General features: G+C 66.9%; 16 protein-coding genes and 2 pseudogenes. 10 read left to right on the top strand and 8 right to left on the bottom strand.

Features of this window, described 5'->3' with window-relative positions; all coding sequences use genetic code 11:
• Positions 1 to 11 precede the first annotated feature (11 nt).
• The 10 genes and pseudogenes from CBP34_RS18100 to CBP34_RS18055 all read left to right on the top strand — a co-directional run bounded on the left by CBP34_RS18100 (position 12) and on the right by CBP34_RS18055 (position 9581).
• Positions 12 to 662 carry an SPOR domain-containing protein gene (locus CBP34_RS18100; protein WP_086928353.1) on the top strand — a complete coding sequence of 217 codons (651 nt, stop codon included), beginning with the start codon at positions 12 to 14 and terminating at the stop codon, positions 660 to 662.
• Positions 663 to 746: 84 nt separating this feature from the next.
• Positions 747 to 1403 carry a thiol:disulfide interchange protein DsbA/DsbL gene (locus CBP34_RS18095; RefSeq protein WP_086913638.1) on the top strand — a complete coding sequence of 219 codons (657 nt, stop codon included), beginning with the start codon at positions 747 to 749 and terminating at the stop codon, positions 1401 to 1403.
• 99 nt (positions 1404 to 1502) lie between these two features.
• Positions 1503 to 2156, top strand: a complete 654-nt coding sequence (lptA, locus tag CBP34_RS18090; protein WP_094098836.1) for a lipopolysaccharide transport periplasmic protein LptA — start codon at positions 1503 to 1505, stop codon at positions 2154 to 2156.
• Positions 2153 to 2940, top strand: a pseudogene (gene lptB, locus CBP34_RS18085) (LPS export ABC transporter ATP-binding protein). Before lptA ends, lptB begins: the two are co-directional and overlap by 4 nt.
• Entirely contained in the window at positions 2940 to 4529 is a 1590-nt protein-coding gene (locus CBP34_RS18080) for an RNA polymerase factor sigma-54 (protein WP_086913635.1), read from the top strand. The pseudogene lptB and the gene CBP34_RS18080 overlap by 1 nt, the downstream one beginning before the upstream one ends.
• Before the next feature lie 70 nt (positions 4530 to 4599).
• Positions 4600 to 5031 (top strand): acyl-CoA thioesterase, encoded by a 432-nt coding sequence (locus CBP34_RS18075; RefSeq protein ID WP_094098835.1) that lies wholly within the window; start codon positions 4600 to 4602, stop codon positions 5029 to 5031.
• Positions 5032 to 5055: 24 nt separating this feature from the next.
• Positions 5056 to 6348, top strand: coding sequence for a THUMP domain-containing class I SAM-dependent RNA methyltransferase (locus CBP34_RS18070; RefSeq protein WP_094098834.1), 1293 nt, complete (start codon positions 5056 to 5058; stop codon positions 6346 to 6348).
• Positions 6349 to 6363: 15 nt separating this feature from the next.
• Complete coding sequence (locus CBP34_RS18065) at positions 6364 to 6879, top strand: putative toxin-antitoxin system toxin component, PIN family (RefSeq protein WP_094098833.1); 516 nt, start codon at positions 6364 to 6366, stop codon at positions 6877 to 6879.
• 93 nt (positions 6880 to 6972) lie between these two features.
• Positions 6973 to 7812, top strand: a complete 840-nt coding sequence (locus tag CBP34_RS18060; RefSeq protein WP_094098832.1) for a UPF0149 family protein — start codon at positions 6973 to 6975, stop codon at positions 7810 to 7812.
• A 296-nt stretch (positions 7813 to 8108) separates the two neighbouring features.
• Positions 8109 to 9581 (top strand): SulP family inorganic anion transporter, encoded by a 1473-nt coding sequence (locus tag CBP34_RS18055; protein WP_094099261.1) that lies wholly within the window; start codon positions 8109 to 8111, stop codon positions 9579 to 9581.
• Between the two features lie 60 nt (positions 9582 to 9641).
• On the opposite strand, the gene CBP34_RS18050 is transcribed toward CBP34_RS18055, so the two are convergent.
• From CBP34_RS18050 to CBP34_RS18015, 8 genes and pseudogenes are all read right to left on the bottom strand, one after another.
• Complete coding sequence (locus CBP34_RS18050) at positions 9642 to 10100, bottom strand: CinA family protein (RefSeq protein WP_094098831.1); 459 nt, start codon at positions 10098 to 10100, stop codon at positions 9642 to 9644.
• A 65-nt stretch (positions 10101 to 10165) separates the two neighbouring features.
• Entirely contained in the window at positions 10166 to 10639 is a 474-nt protein-coding gene (locus CBP34_RS18045; RefSeq protein ID WP_094098830.1) for a phosphatidylglycerophosphatase A family protein, read from the bottom strand.
• A 230-nt stretch (positions 10640 to 10869) separates the two neighbouring features.
• On the bottom strand, positions 10870 to 11343 hold the full coding sequence (locus tag CBP34_RS18040; protein WP_094098829.1) for a universal stress protein: 474 nt from the start codon (positions 11341 to 11343) through the stop codon (positions 10870 to 10872).
• Between the two features lie 32 nt (positions 11344 to 11375).
• Entirely contained in the window at positions 11376 to 12566 is a 1191-nt protein-coding gene (locus CBP34_RS18035; protein WP_094098828.1) for an acetate/propionate family kinase, read from the bottom strand.
• Positions 12563 to 14007: pseudogene (locus tag CBP34_RS18030) on the bottom strand (bifunctional enoyl-CoA hydratase/phosphate acetyltransferase). Before CBP34_RS18030 ends, CBP34_RS18035 begins: the two are co-directional and overlap by 4 nt.
• Positions 14008 to 14033: 26 nt before the next feature.
• Positions 14034 to 15164 carry an ABC transporter permease gene (locus CBP34_RS18025; protein WP_094098827.1) on the bottom strand — a complete coding sequence of 377 codons (1131 nt, stop codon included), beginning with the start codon at positions 15162 to 15164 and terminating at the stop codon, positions 14034 to 14036.
• Positions 15165 to 15166: 2 nt separating this feature from the next.
• Complete coding sequence (rbbA, locus tag CBP34_RS18020) at positions 15167 to 17932, bottom strand: ribosome-associated ATPase/putative transporter RbbA (protein WP_094098826.1); 2766 nt, start codon at positions 17930 to 17932, stop codon at positions 15167 to 15169.
• 3 nt (positions 17933 to 17935) lie between these two features.
• Entirely contained in the window at positions 17936 to 19009 is a 1074-nt protein-coding gene (locus CBP34_RS18015) for an HlyD family secretion protein (RefSeq protein ID WP_094098825.1), read from the bottom strand.
• Positions 19010 to 19025 lie beyond the last annotated feature (16 nt).

The following is a 19025-nucleotide window of genomic DNA, read 5'->3' as shown; positions in this document are numbered from 1 at the left end:
CAGTTACTACCATGAAGAAAAAACAGACGGGTGGCACCACCATCGGCTTCATTGTCGGGGTCATCGTGGGCCTGGGCGCTGCCCTGGCCGTGGCCGTGTATGTGACCAAGGTGCCCGTGCCCTTCCTGAACAAGGGCGGCCTGCGTGGCGTGGACCAGGACGCCGCCGAAGCCCAGAAGAACAAGAACTGGGACCCCAATTCGCCGCTCTACGGCAAAAACCCCGCGCGCCCGCCCGCCCCTGCCGCGGCCGCCTCGGCCAGTCCCAATGGCGCGGCACCGGCCGCCGAAGTCACCGCTGCGCGTACCCCCGCCAGCAAGCCTGCGACGGCAGACGCCAAGCCGGCCACCAAGGTCGAAACCAAGCAGGCACCCTCGGCGGACCCGCTGGGCGATCTGGCCAAGGCCCGGTCGGCGGCGGTGGATCCGTTTGATTATTTTGTGCAGGCCGGTGCGTTCCCCAGCCAGTCGGGGGCCGATGCCCAGCGCGCCAAGCTGGCCATGCTGGGCTGGGAGGCCCGCGTGAGCGAGCGCGAACAGAATGGCCGCACCGTGTACCGTGTGCGCGTCGGCCCTTTTTCCAAGCGCGACGATGCCGAGCAGCTGAAGGAAAAACTGGAAAGCGCCGGCGTCGAGTCCGCGATGGTGCGTGTCCAGCGCTAGGATGGCGGCGTCCATCGCCATCGTCTGAACTTTTTCATGGGGGCGTTCTCACACCCCCAGACCAGAACAAGGAGTGTCCCTTTCATGAAACGCCGCGAGTTTTCCCTGTCCACCGCTTCGGTGGTTGCCTCTTCCGCCCTGACCCTGCCGCTGGCCACGCCGGCCATGGCACAGGCGCGCCAGTTCAAGGAGGGCAAGGACTACACCAAGCTCGCCAAGCCGTTGACGCCCGATGCGCCCGCCGGCAAGGTGGATGTGATCGAGTTCTTCTGGTACAGCTGCCCGCACTGCAATTCCTTTGAGCCCACGCTGGATGCCTGGGTCAAGGCGGCCCCCAAGGACCTGAGCATCCGCCGCATTCCGGTGGCGTTCAATGCCAGCTTTGTGCCGCAGCAAAAGCTGTATTTCACGCTCGAAGGCATGGGCAAACTCGATACGCTGCACGCCAAGGTGTTCCGCGCCATCCATGTCGAAAAGCTCAAGCTCGCCAAGGACGAGGACATCTTTGCCTGGGTGGCCCAGCAGGGCGTGGACGCCGCCAAGTTCAAGGAGGTCTACACATCCTTCACCGTGGCCAGCCAGGTACGCCGTGCCTCGGCGCTGCAAGAGGGCTATGGCGTGGAGGGCGTTCCCTCGATGGGCGTTGCTGGCCGGTTCTATACCGATGGCACCATGGCCGGCAGCATGCAGACCGTGCTGCAGGTGGTGGAGTATCTGGCGGGCGTGGCGCGCAAGGGCTGACCCCGCAGTGCCCACCCGTTCGAGAAGCCCGCGACTGCGGGCTTTTTTATGGGCTGCAGCGCCCGTGCATGGCTACAATCCGTGCAAGATTCGTGCCTCATGAAAAATAGATTCCTCTCGATCCTGCTGCTGACGGCCCTGGCCTGCGCCCCTGGCGTGGGCCTTGCCGAAAAAGCCGACCGCAACAAGCCCATGAACATCGAGGCCGATGCGTTGCGCCACGATGAGCTCAAGCAGACCAGTGTGTTCACGGGCCGGGTGGTCATGACCAAGGGTTCCATCGTGCTGCGGGGCGCGCGGCTCGATGTGCGCCAGGATGCCGATGGCTACCAATATGGCGTGGTGACGGCCGAGCCAGGCAAGCGCGCGTTCTTCCGGCAAAAGCGCGACACCCCGGCCGGCGCACCCGACGAGTTCATCGAAGGCGAGAGCGAAATCATCGAGTACGACGGCAAGGCCGACAACGTGCGCTTCATCACCCGCGCCGAGATGCGCCGCTATCGTGAATCGGTGGTGACCGATGACGTGTCGGGCGCCGTCATCGTCTACAACAACCTGACCGACGTGTTCACGGTCGATGGCCAGAAAAAGTCGGCTGCAAGCGCGCCGGGCGATGCACCCGCCCCGGGCGGACGCGTGCGCGCCGTGCTGTCTCCGGCCAAGGAGCAGCCTGCCGGCGTTGCGGCCCCGGCGCCGGCGGCCAGCGGTCCGGTGCTGCGTCCCAGCAACTCGCTCGGCGGTGCAAGCAAGTGAGTGCTGCGACGGTGAATACAGGTCAAGGCCCAGATACCCAGGCGGGCAGCCGCCTGGAAGTCGAGCACCTCGAAAAATCCTATGGCAGCCGCAAGGTCGTCAAGGACGTGTCCCTGGTCGTGCAAAAGGGCGAAGTGGTGGGGCTGCTTGGCCCCAATGGCGCGGGCAAGACCACCTCGTTCTACATGATCGTTGGCCTGGTGCGCTGCGATGGCGGTGATATCCGCATCGATGGCCACTCGGTGGCGAACATGCCGATCCACCGGCGTTCGCGTCTGGGGTTGTCCTATCTGCCGCAAGAGGCGTCGATCTTTCGCAAGCTGAACGTCGAGGAGAACGTGCGCGCCGTGCTGGAGCTGCAGCGCGGCGACGATGGCAAACCCTTGCCCGGGCCGAGATTGAAGCGCGCCTCACCGCCTTGCTGCAGGAGTTGCGCGTGGACCACCTGCGCGAATCACCGGCCCTGGCCCTGTCGGGCGGTGAGCGCCGCCGGGTCGAAATCGCCCGTGCCCTGGCCACCCAGCCGCGCTTCATCCTGCTCGACGAGCCCTTTGCCGGCATCGACCCGATCGCGGTGATTGAGATCCAGCGCATCATCGGCTTTTTGAAGGCGCGCGGCATCGGCGTGCTGATCACCGACCACAACGTGCGCGAAACGCTGGGCATCTGCGACCACGCCTTCATCATCAGCGATGGTCGCGTGCTGGCCCAGGGCACTCCGTCCGAAATCGTTGACAACGCCGAGGTGCGTCGGGTGTACCTGGGCGAACATTTCAGGATGTGATGAAACCGGGTCTTTCGCTGCGCGTTTCGCAGCACCTGTCGCTCACGCCGCAGTTGCAGCAATCCATCCGGCTGTTGCAGCTGTCGACGCTGGAGCTGTCGCAGGAAGTCGAGCAGATGCTCGATGAAAACCCGTTTCTGGAGCGCACCGCCGAAGAAGCGCCGCGCGAGGAATTTGGCCTGGAGGCGGCCGACACCCCCGCGCAGGCCGACGACTACAGCGCCGATGACGCTATGTATTCAGGAGCTGCTGGCGCAAGCAGTACAAGCGCTGAGGGCCAAAATGATGCTGAAACCCCCAGCGCCAGCGCGGATGAGCCCGACTGGAGCGGCGACGGCACCGTGGAAATGGCGCCCAACGATGCCGAGTGGGGTGGCGATGCACCCGCCCGCAACCGCAACGACTCCGACGGCGACGAGGCCGATGCCACCGAGCTGGCGCGCTCGCACGAGTCGCTCACGTCCTTTCTGCACCGTCAGGCCCTGGCGCTGCGCCTGTCCGAGATCGACCGCGCCGCGCTGCGTTTTCTGATCGAATCGCTGAACGACGATGGCTACCTCGAAGAACCACTTGAAGAGCTGGCCACGGGCCTGGCCGGCGAGGGCAACCTGGAGCAGATCGACGAGCTGGTGCACCGTTTCACCGTGGCGCAACGCCTGCTGCAAAGCCTGGAGCCCGTGGGCGTGGGCGCGCGCAACCTGGCCGAATGCCTGACGCTGCAGCTGACCGCCCTGGCCGCCGATGAAAACAGCGCGATCGACCCCGACACCGTGCAGACCGCTCTGCGCATCTGCCAGCAGCCGCTGGAGATGCTGGCGCGCCGCGACATCCGCCGCCTGACGCAGCTGTGTGGCGATGGCGAGGAGCGCACCCGCGCCGCCATGGCGCTGATTGCCCGCCTGGAGCCGCGCCCCGGCCGCCGCTTTGCCGATGTCGAGCGCAACATCATCGTGCCCGACGTCATCGTGCGCAAGGCGGGCCGTGCCAACGGCCGCGATGGCCAGCACAACTTCATCGTTCAGCTCAATCCCGACGTGATGCCGCGCCTGCGCGTGCACGACATCTACGCCGGCGCTCTGCGCGGTCACAAGGGCGGCGAGGGCCACCAGGGCATGCAGCAGCGCCTGCAGGAGGCGCGCTGGTTCATCAAGAACATCCAGCAGCGCTTTGACACCATCCTGCGCGTCTCCCGCGCCATCGTCGAGCGGCAGAAGAATTTTTTCACCCACGGCGAGCTGGCCATGCGCCCGCTGGTGCTGCGCGACATCGCCGACGAGCTGGGCCTGCACGAGTCCACCATCAGCCGCGTGACCACCGCCAAGTACATGGCCACGCCGATCGGTACCTATGAGCTCAAATACTTCTTTGGCTCGGGCCTGGGCACCGAGACCGGCGGCAATGCCTCCAGCACGGCGGTGCGTGCGCTGATCAAGCAGTTCGTCGCCGCTGAAAACCCCGCCAAGCCGCTGTCCGACAGCCAGATCGCCGAGATGCTCAAGGAGCAGGGCATCGAGTGCGCGCGCCGCACGGTGGCCAAGTACCGCGAGGCGCTCAAGATCGCGCCCGCCAACCTGCGCAAGGCGCTCTAGGCACACCCCCGCTTGGGGCGCATGGCGCCCCCTGTGCGATTCTTTCGTTTATCTACCCGCCGTACCCACCATGGCCCGCATCGTTTTCGACCTTCCCCCGCATTTCGGTTTTGCCACCGAGATGCAGATCTACATCAGCCACGTCAACCAGGGCGGGCACCTGGACAACGCACAGCTGCTCACGTTGGTGTCCGAAGCGCGCGTGCGCTTCTTCCAGTCGCTGGGCTACCCCGAGGCGGACGTGGGCGGCCTGTCCATCGTGGTGGGCGACATCGTGGCGCAGTACAAGTCCGAGGGTTTCCACGGCGAGACGATGCGCGTGGAGATGGCGCCAGCGGACTTCAACCGCTATGGTTTCGACCTCGTCTTTCGCATGACCGAGAAGACATCGGGCCGCGAGGTGGCGCGCGGCAAGATCGGCATCGTCTTCATCGGCAAGGCAGACCGCAAGGTGGCGCCGATTCCCGAGTCCATCCGCCAGTTGCTGCTGCTCAAGGCCTGAGCGCGTATCCTTTCGCCCAGTCTTATGAACCAACTCCAACTTTTTCTTCCCTGCGCCGCCGGCGTCGAGAGCTATCTGGCCGACGAGGTGCACGCCATCACCGGCCTCACGGGGCAAGACCTGCTCACCGGCCGGGGCGGCGTGCTGCTGCGCGCGTCGTGGCGCGATGCGCTGCTGCTCAACCTGCACAGCCGCCTGGCGCAACGCGTGCTGGTGCAGCTGGCGCACCGTCCCTATCGCTCTGAAAACGACCTGTATGCCGCCGCCAGCGATGTGGCCTGGGAGATCTGGTTCACCACGCGCCAGACCTTCAAGGTCGAAGTGACGGCCCAGCACAGCCCGCTGCAGAGCCTGAATTTCGCGGGCCTCAAGGTCAAGGACGCCGTGGCCGACCGCTTTCGCGCCAAGACCGGCGTGCGCCCCGACGTGAACACGCAGTGGCCGGACGTGCGCATCCACCTGCACCTGACCACCGACGAGGCCACGATCTACATCGACACCTCGGGCGAGCCGCTGTTCAAGCGCGGCTGGCGCGAGGACAAGGGCGACGCGCCGCTGAAGGAAACCCTGGCCGCCGCCATGATTGCTGCGAGCGGCTGGGACCCGCTGGGCGACCACCCGGTGCCGCTGTACGACCCCTGCTGCGGCAGCGGCACCATCGCCATCGAGGCCGCGCAGATCGCCTGCCGCATCCCGGCGGGCATGTTGCGCCGCTTTGCGTTCGAGAAGATGCTACCGTTCCAGACGCATGTCTGGAGTGCTATCAAAATCGAAGCTGAAAGCGCAATCCAGAAAAGCGCTGTGCCCCTATTTGGCAGTGATGTGGCCCACCGCATGGTCGATTTTGCGCAGCGCAATGCCGAGCGCGCCGGGGTGGCCGATGCGGTGCAGCTGCGCGGCGGCGATGCCCTGCAGCGCATGCCGCCCTGCGAGCAGCCCGGCGTGATGCTGCTCAACCCGCCCTATGGCGAGCGCATTGCCGCTGCTGGCACCGCCGGGCAGAACGCCAATGAGCGCGCGGCCGAGCGCGCCCTGGGCGCCAGTGTGGGCCGCGAAGCCGCGCACACCGACGATGGCGGCGAATTCTTCAGCCAGCTGGCCGCGCACTGGAAAAAGAACTATGCCGGCTGGCAGGCCTGGATGCTCACGCCCGACCTCAAGCTGCCCGGCAAGATGCGCCTCAAAGAGTCGCGCCGCGTGCCGATGTGGAACGGCCCCATCGAATGCCGCCTGTTCCGCTTCGACATGGTCAAGGGCTCGGTGCGTGCGCCGCGCGACGGCGCTGCACCCGCCACACCCAAGGCCCATGGCGGCTAAGCCCCGCGCTGCGTATTGCCGCTGCCCGAACGTGGCGCAGCCGATGCCGAGGCGCGCGCGCTGGTGCTCGATACCAACATCGTGCTCGACCTGCTGGTGTTTGCCGACGCGGCCGTGGCGCCTGTGCGCACGCTGCTCGACGCCCAGCGGCTGTGCTGGGTGGCTACGCCAGCCATGCGCGACGAACTCGCGCGCGTGCTGGCCTATCCGCAAATCGTGCCGCGGCTGGCGTTTTATGGGCTGACTGCCGGCGCGCTGCTGCAGTCCTACGAGGCCCAGGTGCGCTGGGTGGATGTGGCGCCGCGCGTGTCGGCCGTTTGCAAGGACGCCGACGACCAGCACTTCATCGACCTGGCCGTGGCCCACCGCGCCATCCTGCTCAGCAAGGACAAGGCGGTTCTTTGCATGCAAAAAAGGCTGCTGGCGCTGGGTGCGCAAGCGGCTACAGCTATTGTTTTTGAAGCAAGCGGGTGTGCCGAGGTTTCGCTGGGGCGCACGGCTGCCATGCGTGCTGCCGTGCAGATGACTTGACTTGTCGCTCCCCCGGGCGGCTACACTGGCCGCCTTTGCCAGGGGCCATGGACAGCATCCAGGCCCTGTGGCCCCGCCGACTGGAGCCCCGCTATGAACACCCCCCACCAAGAACCCTCTGACGCCGCCGCCGCATCGGCCGCACCGGCCCTGGGCCCCGATGAACTGGACGAGATCGACACGCTGCTCGATGACCTGCGCACGCGGGGCGAAGAAATTCCGCAGTGGGAGTTCTGCGACGGCTTTTTGACGGCGCTGATCTGCAGCCGCCGCCCCATCCCGCCGTCGGAATACCTGCCCATGCTGCTGGGCGATGGCTCGGCCATCGATCTGGCCGAAGGCGAGGCGCTGCCCTTGCTGCCGGCGTTTGCCGATGCGGCCCAGCAGGCGCGGTTCATCGAGCTGTGGATGCGCCGCTGGAACGAGGTCGAGGCGCAGCTCGACGCCCCGGTCGAAACGCTGGACGACGACCGCACCTTCCAGCCCGAGGCCATGGACATGCGCGGCGCCGTGGCCAGCCTGCCCGAAGACCAGCGCGCCGAAATGGCCGGCCAGGAGATACCCTCGTTTGGCCAGGTGTGGGCGCTGGGCTTCATGTTCGCCGTGGAAAACTGGCCCGAAGACTGGGCCGCCCCGCGCGACAAGGAAGCCGCCAAGTGGCTCGACGATGCGCTCGACAGCATCGTCGCCCTGACCGAGGACGACACCGGCAAGCCCGAGGTCTGCATGTTCAGCGAGGACGGCCCGCCCAGCACCAGCCAGGCCCGCGTGGAAACCTTTGGCGAAGCCATCTGGGCCGTGTACGACCTGCGCCAGCTGTGGAAAAGCCTGGGCCCGCGCATCGAAACCGTGCGCAAGCTGCCCGAACCCGGCCGCAACGAACCCTGCTGGTGCGGCAGCGGCAAAAAATTCAAGAAGTGCCACGGGGCCTGAGAGGCTGAGAAAAAAATTCCCCATGCCCGCTTTGCACGCCAAAACACCCCCACTCATCGTTGCAAATACTCGCCATAGCCCGAGCTATGGCTGCGTTTTGCGCCTCGATTGGGTGCGTTTTTGCGCACCTCTCGGGCACGGCCAATTCATTCTCAGCCTCTGAGCAAGAAAGCCCTCTCACGAGTCCCTTTGCGCCCTCCCAGCCGAGATGTTTGTTTGCTATTGAGTCAATAGCAACCGCCGCTTGATTCCATTGGGGTCAAGCGGTTTTTTGTTTGAAGTTCTGAATGTTTGCCATGGCTGATTTGTCACTCCAACGCCTGCGCGCCGAATGGGCGCCCAGCATTCCGCGTGAACTGCTCGCCGGGGCGGTGGCCACGTTTGCGCTGATCCCCGAGGTGATTGCGTTCTCCTTTGTCGCGGGTGTGGACCCGTCGGTGGGGTTGTTTGCCTCGTTCGTCATCAGCATCGTGATCGCCTTTTTTGGTGGGCGGCCGGCCATGGTGTCTGCGGCAGCCGGCTCGGTGGCGCTGGTGGCTGCGCCGCTGATGGCTTCGCATGGGCTGGGCTACCTGCTGGCGGCGGGCCTGCTCGCGGGGCTGGTGCAAATCCTGTTTGGTGCAATGCGTCTGGGGGTGCTGGTGCGCTTTGTCTCCAGCTCGGTACGCACCGGTTTTGTGAACGCGTTGGCGGTGCTGATTTTTGCGGCCCAGCTGCCGCACCTGAGCGGCGCCAACCCGGCCACCTGGGCCCTGCTGGCGCTGGGCCTGGCGCTGATTTATGGTCTGCCCTGGCTGGGCAAGGCCTTCACGGTGATTCCGCCGCCGCTGGTCTGCGTGCTGGTGCTCACCGTGCTGGTGGCCAGCCTGGGCCTGCCGGTGGCCACTGTGGGCGACCTGGGCAAGTTGCCCGACTCCTTGCCCATGTTCGCGCTGCCCGAGGTGCCCATCGCCTGGGAAACGCTGCGCATCATCGCCCTGCCAGCCATGGCGATTGCCATGGTGGGCCTGTTGGAGTCGGTTCTGACGGCGGCGGTGGTCGATGAAATGACCGACACCCCCAGCGACAAAAATCGCGAATGCACGGGCCTGGGCGTGGCCAATGTGGCGGCCAGCCTGTTTGGCGGTATTGCCGGTTGCGGAATGATCGGCCAGGCGGTCGGCAATGTGAAATATGGCGGGCGCGGTCGACTGTCCACCCTGTTTGCCGGCGTGTTCCTGCTGGTGCTGATGGTGCTGCTCAAGCCCTGGGTCTCGCAGGTGCCGGTGATCGCCCTGGTGGCGATCATGGTGATGGTGTCGGTCGAAACCTTCGACTGGAAATCCCTGCGCACCCTGGTGCGTCACCCTCGCCTGTCCAGCGCTGTCACGCTGGCCACCATGGCGGTGACGATCGCCACCCACAATCTGGCCGCCGGTGTGCTGGTGGGCGTTGTGCTCAGTGGCGTGTTCTTTGCGGTCAAGGTCTCACACATGCTCGAAGTGCGCAGCGAGGACGACGCCGCCTCGGGCCTGCGCACCTGGCGGGTGCGGGGGCAGGTGTTTTTTGCCTCGGCCGATGCTTTTATCGAGGCCTTCGACATTCTTTCCGCCGAGCACAGGCCCGTGCGCATCGACGTGGCCCAGGCGCATTTCTGGGACATCACTGCGGTGGCCGCCCTGGAGAAGGTGGTGGAGCGCCTGCGCCACCACGGTTGCACCGTGGAGGTTGTGGAGCTGAACACCGCCAGCGCGGTGCTGATCGACCGCCTGGGCGCCACCCCGTCCTGAGCACAGGCTGGGGGCTCGAGCCGGGTGCATGGCTGCGCCCCGCTTTGGGCGCCCGCCGCATCAGGCGCGCAGCAATTGCGCCAGCCGCTGCAGGCCGTGCCGCAGCGTTGCGGCGCGCACCTGGGCGCGGTTGCCGGCGAACAGCTGGCGCTCGCTGGTGGTGCGCCCGTTCGCGCGCCAGCCAAACCACACCGTGCCCACGGGCTTGTCGGCGCTGCCGCCCGTGGGGCCGGCCACGCCGGTCACGGCCAGCGCCACCTGGGCGTGCGCGTGCGCCACGGCGCCTTCGGCCATGGCGCGGGCCACGGGCTCGCTGACGGCGCCGTGCTGCTCTATCAGCGGGGCGGGCACGCCCAGCATCTCGGTCTTGGCGGCGTTGGAATAGGTGACAAAGCCGCGCTCGAACCACTGGCTGGAGCCCGCCAGGTCGGTGCAGGCGGCGGCGATCATGCCGCCGGTGCAGCTTTCGGCGGTGGCCAGCATCCAGCCGCGCGCCAGCAGCTGGCCTGAAATATCCATCAAAATGGCCTCTGGCGCTTGTGTATCAAGCGCTGGCAGCTCATTTTTTGATAGTGGTGGAGGGCTCACCAGAAGAACCTCCACACCGCGATCACCAGCAGCGTGCAGAACGCCGCCACAAAGTCGTCGAACAAGATGCCCCAGCCGCCGCGCCAGCCAAAGCCCTTGAACAGCTGATCGGCCCAGCCCACGGGCCCGGGTTTGGCGGCGTCAAAGTAGCGAAACAGGGCAAACGCTACGGCCTGGCCCCACAGCCCCATGGGCATGGCCAGCCACAGCACCAGCCAGAAGGCCACGACCTCGTCCCAGACGATGCTGCCAGGGTCGGATACACCCATGTGCCGCGCGGTGACGGTGCAGGCCCACCAGCCCACCAGCGTGCCCGCGCCGATCAGCAGGCCCATTTGCTGCGTGCCCAGCCAGTGCTGCAGCACCAGAAAGGCCAGCCAGGCCCACAGGGTGCCCACGGTGCCCGGCGCCTTGGGGCTCAGGCCCGCGCCAAAGCCCAGCGCAATGCAGTGCGCCGGGTGCTGCAGCATGAAAGCGGCGGTGGGGCGCCGCGCCGGCGGCGGCGTGCCGGGGCACGCGGCGTGGCATCGGTCACATCGACCGGGTCGCGGGGGCGCCAGATGGGGTAGGGATCACGCAGGAACTCCGGGGCGTTGCATCAGGAGAGGGGATGCTAGCAGCCACGTTGCCCCCATTACCCGCATTGCCCCCATCACCCATATCACCCCGGATTGCCCGCGCCGGCCCCGCTGCTGCGCGCTCAGGCGGACGCGGCAGACTGTACGTCGGCAGGCAGGCGCACCAGCAGCACCGGCACGGGGGCGGTGCGCGCAATCTGCTCGGCGTCGCTGCCCAGGAACATGCGCGCCAGGCCCCGCCGTCCCTGGGTGCCCAGCACGATCAGGCGGGCGCCCCATTGCCGGGCTTCATCGATCACGAGCGTTGCCACCTGGGCGTCCAGGTTTTCCAGCAGGCGGATTTCGGCCTGGATGCCTTGCGCGGTGAGCTGATCGCAGGCCGTGCGCAGCATGGTCTCGGCGCCTTTCATGGCGGCGGGGAGGAAGTCGCTCCGATAGACCTCGGGGCGCACAAAGCCGACCGCGTGCGTCAGCGGATCGATGATGTGCAGCAGGCGCACCTGCGCCCCCAATTTCAGCGCCAGGCCGGCGGCTTCTTTCAGGGCTTGTTCAGAGGTCGGGCTGCCGTCGAAGGGAACCAGGATTTTTTCGTACATGGGGAACTCTTGGCGAAAGTGAAAGGGTGATTTCAGTGGCTGGGCAAGCCGACCAGCGAGAGGGTGCGCCAGGCGGCAATCCACTCTTCGTTGGTGGGCTCCACCGCCACCTGCACGCGGCTGGCGGCGGGGGATATGACGGGCGCGTTCAGCGCGTTGGCGTCGGCATCCAGCGCCACGCCCAGGAAGGCCAGATCGCGGCAGATGCGCTCGCGCAGAACGGCATTGTGCTCGCCAATGCCGGCGGTAAAAACCAGCATGTCCAGCCCGCCCAGCACGGCGGCCATGGCACCGATCTCGCGCACGATGCGCCGCACATACAGCGCCAGCGCGGCCTGCACGCGTTCGTTGCCGGCCTCTTGCTGCAGCAGCACGCGCGGGTCGGACGACACGCCCGACAGGCCCAGCAGCCCCGACTCGTGGTAGAGCACATGGCCCACCTGTTCGAGCGTGAGCTTTTCGATCTCCATCAGATACAGCACGGCGCCGGGGTCGAGCGCGCCGCAGCGCGTGCCCATCATCAGCCCGTCAAGCGCCGAAAAGCCCATGGTGGTGGCCACGCTGCGCAGCCCCTGCATGGCGCACAGGCTGGCGCCGCTGCCCAGGTGGGCGACGATGGTGCGGCCGCGCGCGGCATCGCCATAGCGTTCGGCCAGCGCGACCGACATGAATTCGTACGACAGGCCGTGAAAGCCATAGCGGCGCAGGCCGCGCTCCCATGCGTCGTAGGGCAGGGGCAGCATTTTCTCGACATCGGGCAGCGTGTGGTGGAAGGCCGTGTCAAAGCAGGCCACCTGGGGCAGGCTGGGCGCCGTGGCCAGCAGCGTCTCGATGGCTTCGAGCGCAAACGGCTGATGCAACGGCGCCAGCGGGATGTAGGTTTTGAGGTCTGCCAGCACGGCAGCGTCCACGCGCACCGGGTCGAAGTATTTGGCGCCGCCGTGCACCACGCGGTGCGCCACGGCGGCGATGCGGTGGCTGCCCAGGCGGGCCAGCACACGCGCACGGATGTGCTCCAGAGCGGCATGGTAGGGCTGGGCACTGTCCAGCGCCACCGGGCCGGGCACGGTGCCGGTTTCGCCAAAGGTGGGGGCGGGGCCGGTGATGCCCTCGACCTTGCCGTTCCACAGGGGCTGGCGCGGCAGCGGCTGCACGCTGGCGTCAAACAGCGCGAACTTGATGCTCGACGAGCCGCAGTTGAGCACCAGGACCAGGTCGCTCATGGCGGCAACACCTTGTAGCGGTGCGCCAGCAGCACGGCCACGGCGCACGAGGCGATGCGGGTCTCGCGCGAATCGGCACGGCTGGTGAGCACGATGGGCACGCGCGCGCCCAGCACAATGCCGGCGCTGGCCGCGCTGCCCATGAATTCGAGCTGCTTGGCCAGCATGTTGCCGCTCTCCAGGTCGGGCACCACCAGAATGTCGGCCCGGCCCGCGACCTCGGAGACGATGCCCTTGGTGTGTGCGGCTGCCATCGACACAGCGTTGTCGAAGGCCAGCGGCCCGTCGAGCAGGGCGCCGGTGATCTGGCCGCGGTCGGCCATCTTGCACAGCGCGGCTGCGTCCAGCGTGGCCGGCATGTGCGGGTTGATGGTTTCCACCGCCGCCAGGATGGCCACGCGCGGCTCGGCCACGCCGATGGCATGGGCCAGGTCGATGGCGTTGCGCACGATGTCGGCCTTGTCGTCCAGCGTGGGCGCGATGTTGATGGCGGCGTCGGTGATGATGAAGGGGCGCGGGTAGGCCGGGGTCTGCATCAGGTAGCAGTGGCTGATGCGCCGCTTGGTGCGCAGGCCGGTGCCGCTGGCCACCACGGCGGCCATGAGTTCGTCGGTGTGCAGGCTGCCTTTCATGAGGGCCTCCACACGCCCCTGGGCCACCAGCTCCACCGCGCGCGCGGCGGCGGCATGGCTGTGGGGCACGTCTTCGATGTCGATGCCCGAGATGTCGAGGCCGTTCTCTTGCGCGACCGCCAGAATCCGCGCGCGCGGGGCAATCAGCACCGGGGTGATGAGCCCGGCCGCGCGCGCATCCAGTGCACCCGAAAGGCTCAGTGCATCGCAGGGGTGCACCACCCCATGGGGGTTGCGCCCATCGGGCGCACATGGTCCAGCAGGCGGTGCAGGCCGTCGCCGTTGACGGTCAGGCGCACCTCGGGCAGCGTGGTGCGGGCGCGCTCGATGCGCTCGGTGGGGGCAATCACATCGGCTTCGCCGCTGATCACGGCCACGCCGTCCTGGTTGGTGCAGCTGCAGGCGAGCTTGAGGCGTTTTTTGGCCTCGTCGCGTACGGTCACGGTCACGCTCACGCGCAGGGTATCCCCCACGCGCACGGGTGCGAGGAACTTGAGCGTCTGCCCCAGATAAATGGTGCCGGGGCCGGGCAGGCGCGTGCCCAGCACCGCCGAGATCAGCGCGCCGCCGAGCATGCCGTGGGCAATGACGCCCTGAAAGCGCGTGGAGGCGGCGTATTCCGCATCCAGGTGCTGCGGGTTCACGTCGCCCGAGAGCACGGCAAACAGCTGGATGTCTTCGGTGCTGAGCGTGCGCTCGAACGAGGCGGTGTCGCCTACCGCGATCTCGTCGAACGTGCGGTTGCGTACTGTGCCCAGGTCGTCGCCGGTACTGTGCGCTGGGAGGGGAGCGGGCAGGGTTTCTGGCATGGGACTCCGGAAGATCTTGTCAATGGTCAGGCCATCTGGCTGATGGTTTTGCGAAAACGGCCCAGCGAGACGGTGAAGAGCACACCGCCAATGGCCAGTATGGCCAGCATTTGTGGCCAGACCATGTCGAGGCCGGCACCGCGGTACAGGATGGCCTGCGCGCCCGCCACAAAGTGCGTGGTGGGCGCGGCCAGCATCACCTGTTGCACGAATTCAGGCATGCTCTCGCGCGGCGTGACGCCGCCCGACAGCATTTGCAGCGGCAACAGGGTCAGCACCAGCAGCATGCCGAACTGCGGCATGCTGCGGGCCACGGTGGCCAGGAAGATGCCCATGGAGGTGGTGGCAAACAGGTGCAGCGCCGACAGCACCATGAACAGCAGCACCGAGCCCTGCACCGGCACCCTGAGGACGCCCTGCACCACGAACACCAGCGCCACCAGCGCTGCGATCAGCACCACCAGCCCCATGGACCACACCTTGGCCAGCATGATCTCGCCGGGCGTCACGGGCATGACCAGCAAATGCTCGATGGTGCCGTGTTCGCGCTCGCGTATCAGCGCCGCGCCCGTCAGGATGATGGACAGCATGGTGACGTTGTTGATGATCTCCATCAGCGAGCCGAACCAGGCTTGCTCCAGGTTCGGGTTGAAGCGCATGCGCACGTTCAGATCGGCCGGCAGCCGCGCTTCGCCGCGATGGCGTTGCACGAACTCGTTGACCTCGCCCGCCACGATCTGCTGGATAAAGCCGCTGCCGGTGAACGCCTGGCTCATGCGCGTGGCGTCCACGTTGAGCTGCACTGCGGGGGCCAGCCCGGCCAGCACCTCGCGCTGGAAGTTGGGCGGGATGTCGAGCACAAAGGTGTAGGCGCCGTTGTCCATGCCGGCATCCATCTCGGCCAGCGTGATCAGGCGCGGGGTGATGAATTGCGGCGGATAGAAGCTGCCCACGATGCGCGCCGAAAGGGGCGAGTCGTCCTCGTCCACGATGGCGATGGCGGCCTTGTGCAGGCTCTCGGGCATGGCCGTGGCGGCCACGTAGATCGACACGGTGAAGGTGTAGACGATCAGCACCAGCATCATGGGGTCGCGCACCAGGCTCCACAGTTCCTTGATGCCCAGTCGCCAGACGTTGGCAAGGGAAGCGGCGCGCATGCTCAGGACTCCTGCTTTCGCAGCAGCACGATTGCTGTGCCGACGATCACCGGCGCTGCGATCAGCAAGGGCCAGAACGAAGGCAGCAGGCTTCCCAGGTCCAGCGCCTTGCTGAAAACGCCCCGGCTGATGGTCAGGAAATGCGTGGCCGGAAAAATGCGGCCAACCAAGGCGCCCACGCCTTCGAGTGAGGACACCGGGTTGATCAGCCCCGCATACTGGATGGACGGGATCAGGGTGCCGATCATGGTGACAAACATCGCCGAAATCTGGCTGCGCGTAAAGGTAGAGGCCAGCAGGCCAATGCCCGTGGACGACACCACGAACACCAGCGCCGCCAGCGCCAGGGTGGCAAAGCTGCCCTTGAGCGGCACGTCGAACACCATGACGGCCATCGCAGTCATGAGCAGGAAGTTGAACATGGCCAGCACGATGTAGGGCAACTGCTTGCCCAGCAGGAACTCGGCCCGCGTGACGGGCGTGACATAGAGGTTGATGATCGAGCCCAGCTCCTTTTCGCGCACCACCGACAGCGCCGTGAGCATGGCGGGTATCAGCATCAGCAGCAGCGGAATCACGGCCGGCACCATGGCGGGAAGGCTTTTCACATCGGGGTTGTAGCGAAAGCGGGTCTCAACCGAGCTGGCCGCCGCCAGCCGCACGCCCAGCCGGTGTTTGGCCTGGTCGGCCAGCCACATCTGGTGCATGGCGCCGACGTAGCCGCGCACGGTTTCCGCGCGCATGGGCATGGCGCCATCGACCCAGGCGGCCACCTGCACCGATCGGCCATGCTGCAGGTCGCGCGCAAAGCCGGGCGGAATCTCGATGGCCAGGGCCAGCTCGCCACTGCGCATGCGCTGGTCCAGCTCTGCGTGGCTGCGAAGGGGCGGCTTTTCGATGAAGTAGCGCGAGCCTGCGAGGTTGAGCGTGTAGTTTTGGCTCAGCGTGGTCTGGTCCTGGTCCAGCACGGCATAGCTGAGGTCTTCGACGTCCATGCTGATGCCGTAGCCAATGATGAACATCAGCAGGGCGGTGCCCAGCAGCGCCAGCGTGGCGCGCACCGGGTCGCGCCGTAGCTCCAGCGTTTCACGCCACATGTAGCTCAGGGCGCGGCCCAGGCTGAAGAAACCTCGGTGGCGACCTGCTGGCGCGGAGGCGGGCTCGCTGTGCGGTGTGGGCGCAGGCGCTGCAGGCACTGGCGTGCCTTCGGCGGGCACGGCACGCCGGGTGCCCGAGGCGTCCTCGAGGTAGGCAATGAAGGCCTGCTCCAGCGAGCCGGCGCCGCGCTGGGTGGCGATGTCTGTCGGCCTGGCACTGACCAGCACCTTGCCGGCGTGCATCAGCGAGATGCGGTCGCAACGCTCGGCCTCGTTCATGAAATGGGTGGAGATGAAGATGGTCACCTGGTCGCGCCGCGACAGCTCGATCAGCAGGCGCCAGAAATTGTCGCGCGCCACCGGGTCCACGCCCGAGGTGGGTTCGTCCAGGATCAGCAGTTCGGGCTGGTGCACCATGGCCACCGCCAGAGACAGGCGCTGGCGCAGCCCCAGAGGCAGGGCGTCGGGCAGGCTGTCAATTTCGTCCTGCAGGCCAAAGCGCTCGACCATGGCCTGCACGCGCCCCTGCACCTGGGCCTCGGGCACATGGAACAGGCGCGCGTGCAGCACCAGGTTCTGCCGCACGGTCTGCTCGCCATACAGCGAGAACGCCTGCGACATGTAGCCCACGCGGCGGCGGGTTTCGATATCTTTGGGGTCCACCTTCTGGCCAAACAGCCAGGCCTCGCCCTCGCTGGCTGGCAAGAGCCCGGTCAGCATCTTCATGGTGGTGGATTTGCCGCAGCCGTTCGAGCCGAGAAAACCGAAAATCTCGCCGCGTCGGATGCGAAAGTCCACGTGGTCTACGGCCACGAAGTCGCCAAAGCGCATGGTCAGGCCCCGCGCCTCGATGGCGACCTGCGCGTCGTCGCCGAGCGCCAGCGGCGTGATTTCCACGGGCTGGTGGCCGCGTTTTTTTGCCTCGGGCAGCAGCCCGATGAAGGCGGCCTCGAGGTTGCGGGTGCCGGTGCGTTCCAGCAATTCGTGGGGTGTGCCGGTGGCCAGCACCTGGCCATCGTCCATGGCCACCAGCCAGTCAAAGCGCTGGGCTTCGTCCATGTAGGCGGTGGCCACCACCACGCTCATCTGCGGGCGCTCCAGGCGGATGCTGGCAATCAAATCCCAGAACTGGGCACGCGCCAGCGGATCCACGCCGGTGGTGGGTTCGTCCAGGATCAGCAGGTCGGGGTCGTGGATCAGTGCGCAGCAAAGCCCCAGCTTTTGCTTCATGCCACCCGAAAGCTTGCCTGCCGGGCGCGCCAGAAAGGGCTGCAGACCGGTGCTGTGCGTGAGGTGATCGATGCGCCGGCGCCGCTCGGCTGCGTTGTGACCAAACAGGCGGGCGAAGAACTGCAGGTTTTCTTCCACCGACAGCGTGGGGTACAGGTTTTTCCCCAGCCCTTGCGGCATGTAGGCAATGCGCGGGCAGACCGCATTGCGGTGCTGCTTGCTGCGCATGTCGCCGCCCAGCACCTGCAGGCTGCCCTGCTGCAGCGCCCGGGAGCCCGCCAACAGTGCCAGCAGGCTGGATTTGCCCACGCCGTCCGGCCCGATGAGCCCGACCATGCGCTGGGCCGGCAGGTCCAGGTGGATGCCCGCCAGCGCCACGGTCTTGCCATAGCGCAGGCCTACATCGGCCAGCTGGGCCACGCAGGGGGAAGCTGCTGCCACGCTTTACTCCGGCAGCTTCACGGCGAGATGGGCCGGCCAGGGCGCGTTGGCGTCGAGCTTGAGCCAGGCCATGCCGGGCAAACCGGTCTTGACCAGCTGCACATGCTTTTGCAGCAATTCGGGCGCAATCTGCGCCTTGACGCGGAACATCAGCTTTTGCCGCTCGCTGGCGGTTTCCACGGTCTTGGGGGTGAATTGCGCGGTGCTGGCCACGAACGACACCCGGGCCGGAATCACGAGCTGCGGCGCCGCATCGAGCACGATGCGCACCTCGCTGCCCAGCGCCAGCCTGCCGGCCACGGTTTCAGGCAGGAAAAACGTCATGTAGACATCGGACAGGTCCACCAGATTGAGCACCTTGCCGCCGCCGCCGATCACCTCGCCGGGCTGGGCAATGCGGTATTGCACGCGGCCACTGCGCGGGGCAACCAGCGCGCTGTCGTCGATGTCGGCCTTGATGCGCGCCACCGAGGCTTCTGCAGCCGTTACTGCGGCGCGCGCGCTGGCCACCTGGGTGCGTGCCGCGGTGATGGCGGCCTGGGCGGCATCGGCCTGGGCCTTGGCCGCCACCACGGCCGCCTGCAGGCTGCGTTCGCGGGCGCGGTCGTCATCCACTTCCTGGTCCGACGAGGCGCCTTCGCGCACCAGCGTCTGCGAGCGTGCCAGGCGCCGCTGCGCCGCATCGAGCTCGCTCTGGCGCTGCGCCACCAGTGCCAGCACGGCCTGGCGGTCGCTTTCGCGTACGGCCACCTGGGCCTGGGCGCTGGCTACGGCGGCCACAGCCTGTTGCTGGCGTGCCCTGGCTTCATCGCGTGAGGCTTCGAGCGTGTCGATCTGCATGTGGGCCAGGGTCTGGCCGGCGGTGACGAACTCACCCTCCTTCACCACAATGCTCTGCACGCGGCCGCCCAGCTTGGCCGCCACGTCGATTTCGGTGGCCTCGATGCGGCCATTGCCGCTGACAAGGCTGTCGCCGGGGTCCTGTGGGCGCAGCGTGGTCCAGGTGTAGGCGCCTGCGGCCAACACGGCGACCGCAATGGCCAGGAAAATCAGCCGGTTCTTGAGGGTGGAGTTCATGGTGCTTGAAAGGGTC

Source organism: Acidovorax carolinensis (assembly GCF_002157145.1).
GTDB classification, from domain to species: domain Bacteria; phylum Pseudomonadota; class Gammaproteobacteria; order Burkholderiales; family Burkholderiaceae_C; genus Acidovorax; species Acidovorax carolinensis.
This window is presented reverse-complemented; position numbering and strand designations above follow the sequence as displayed.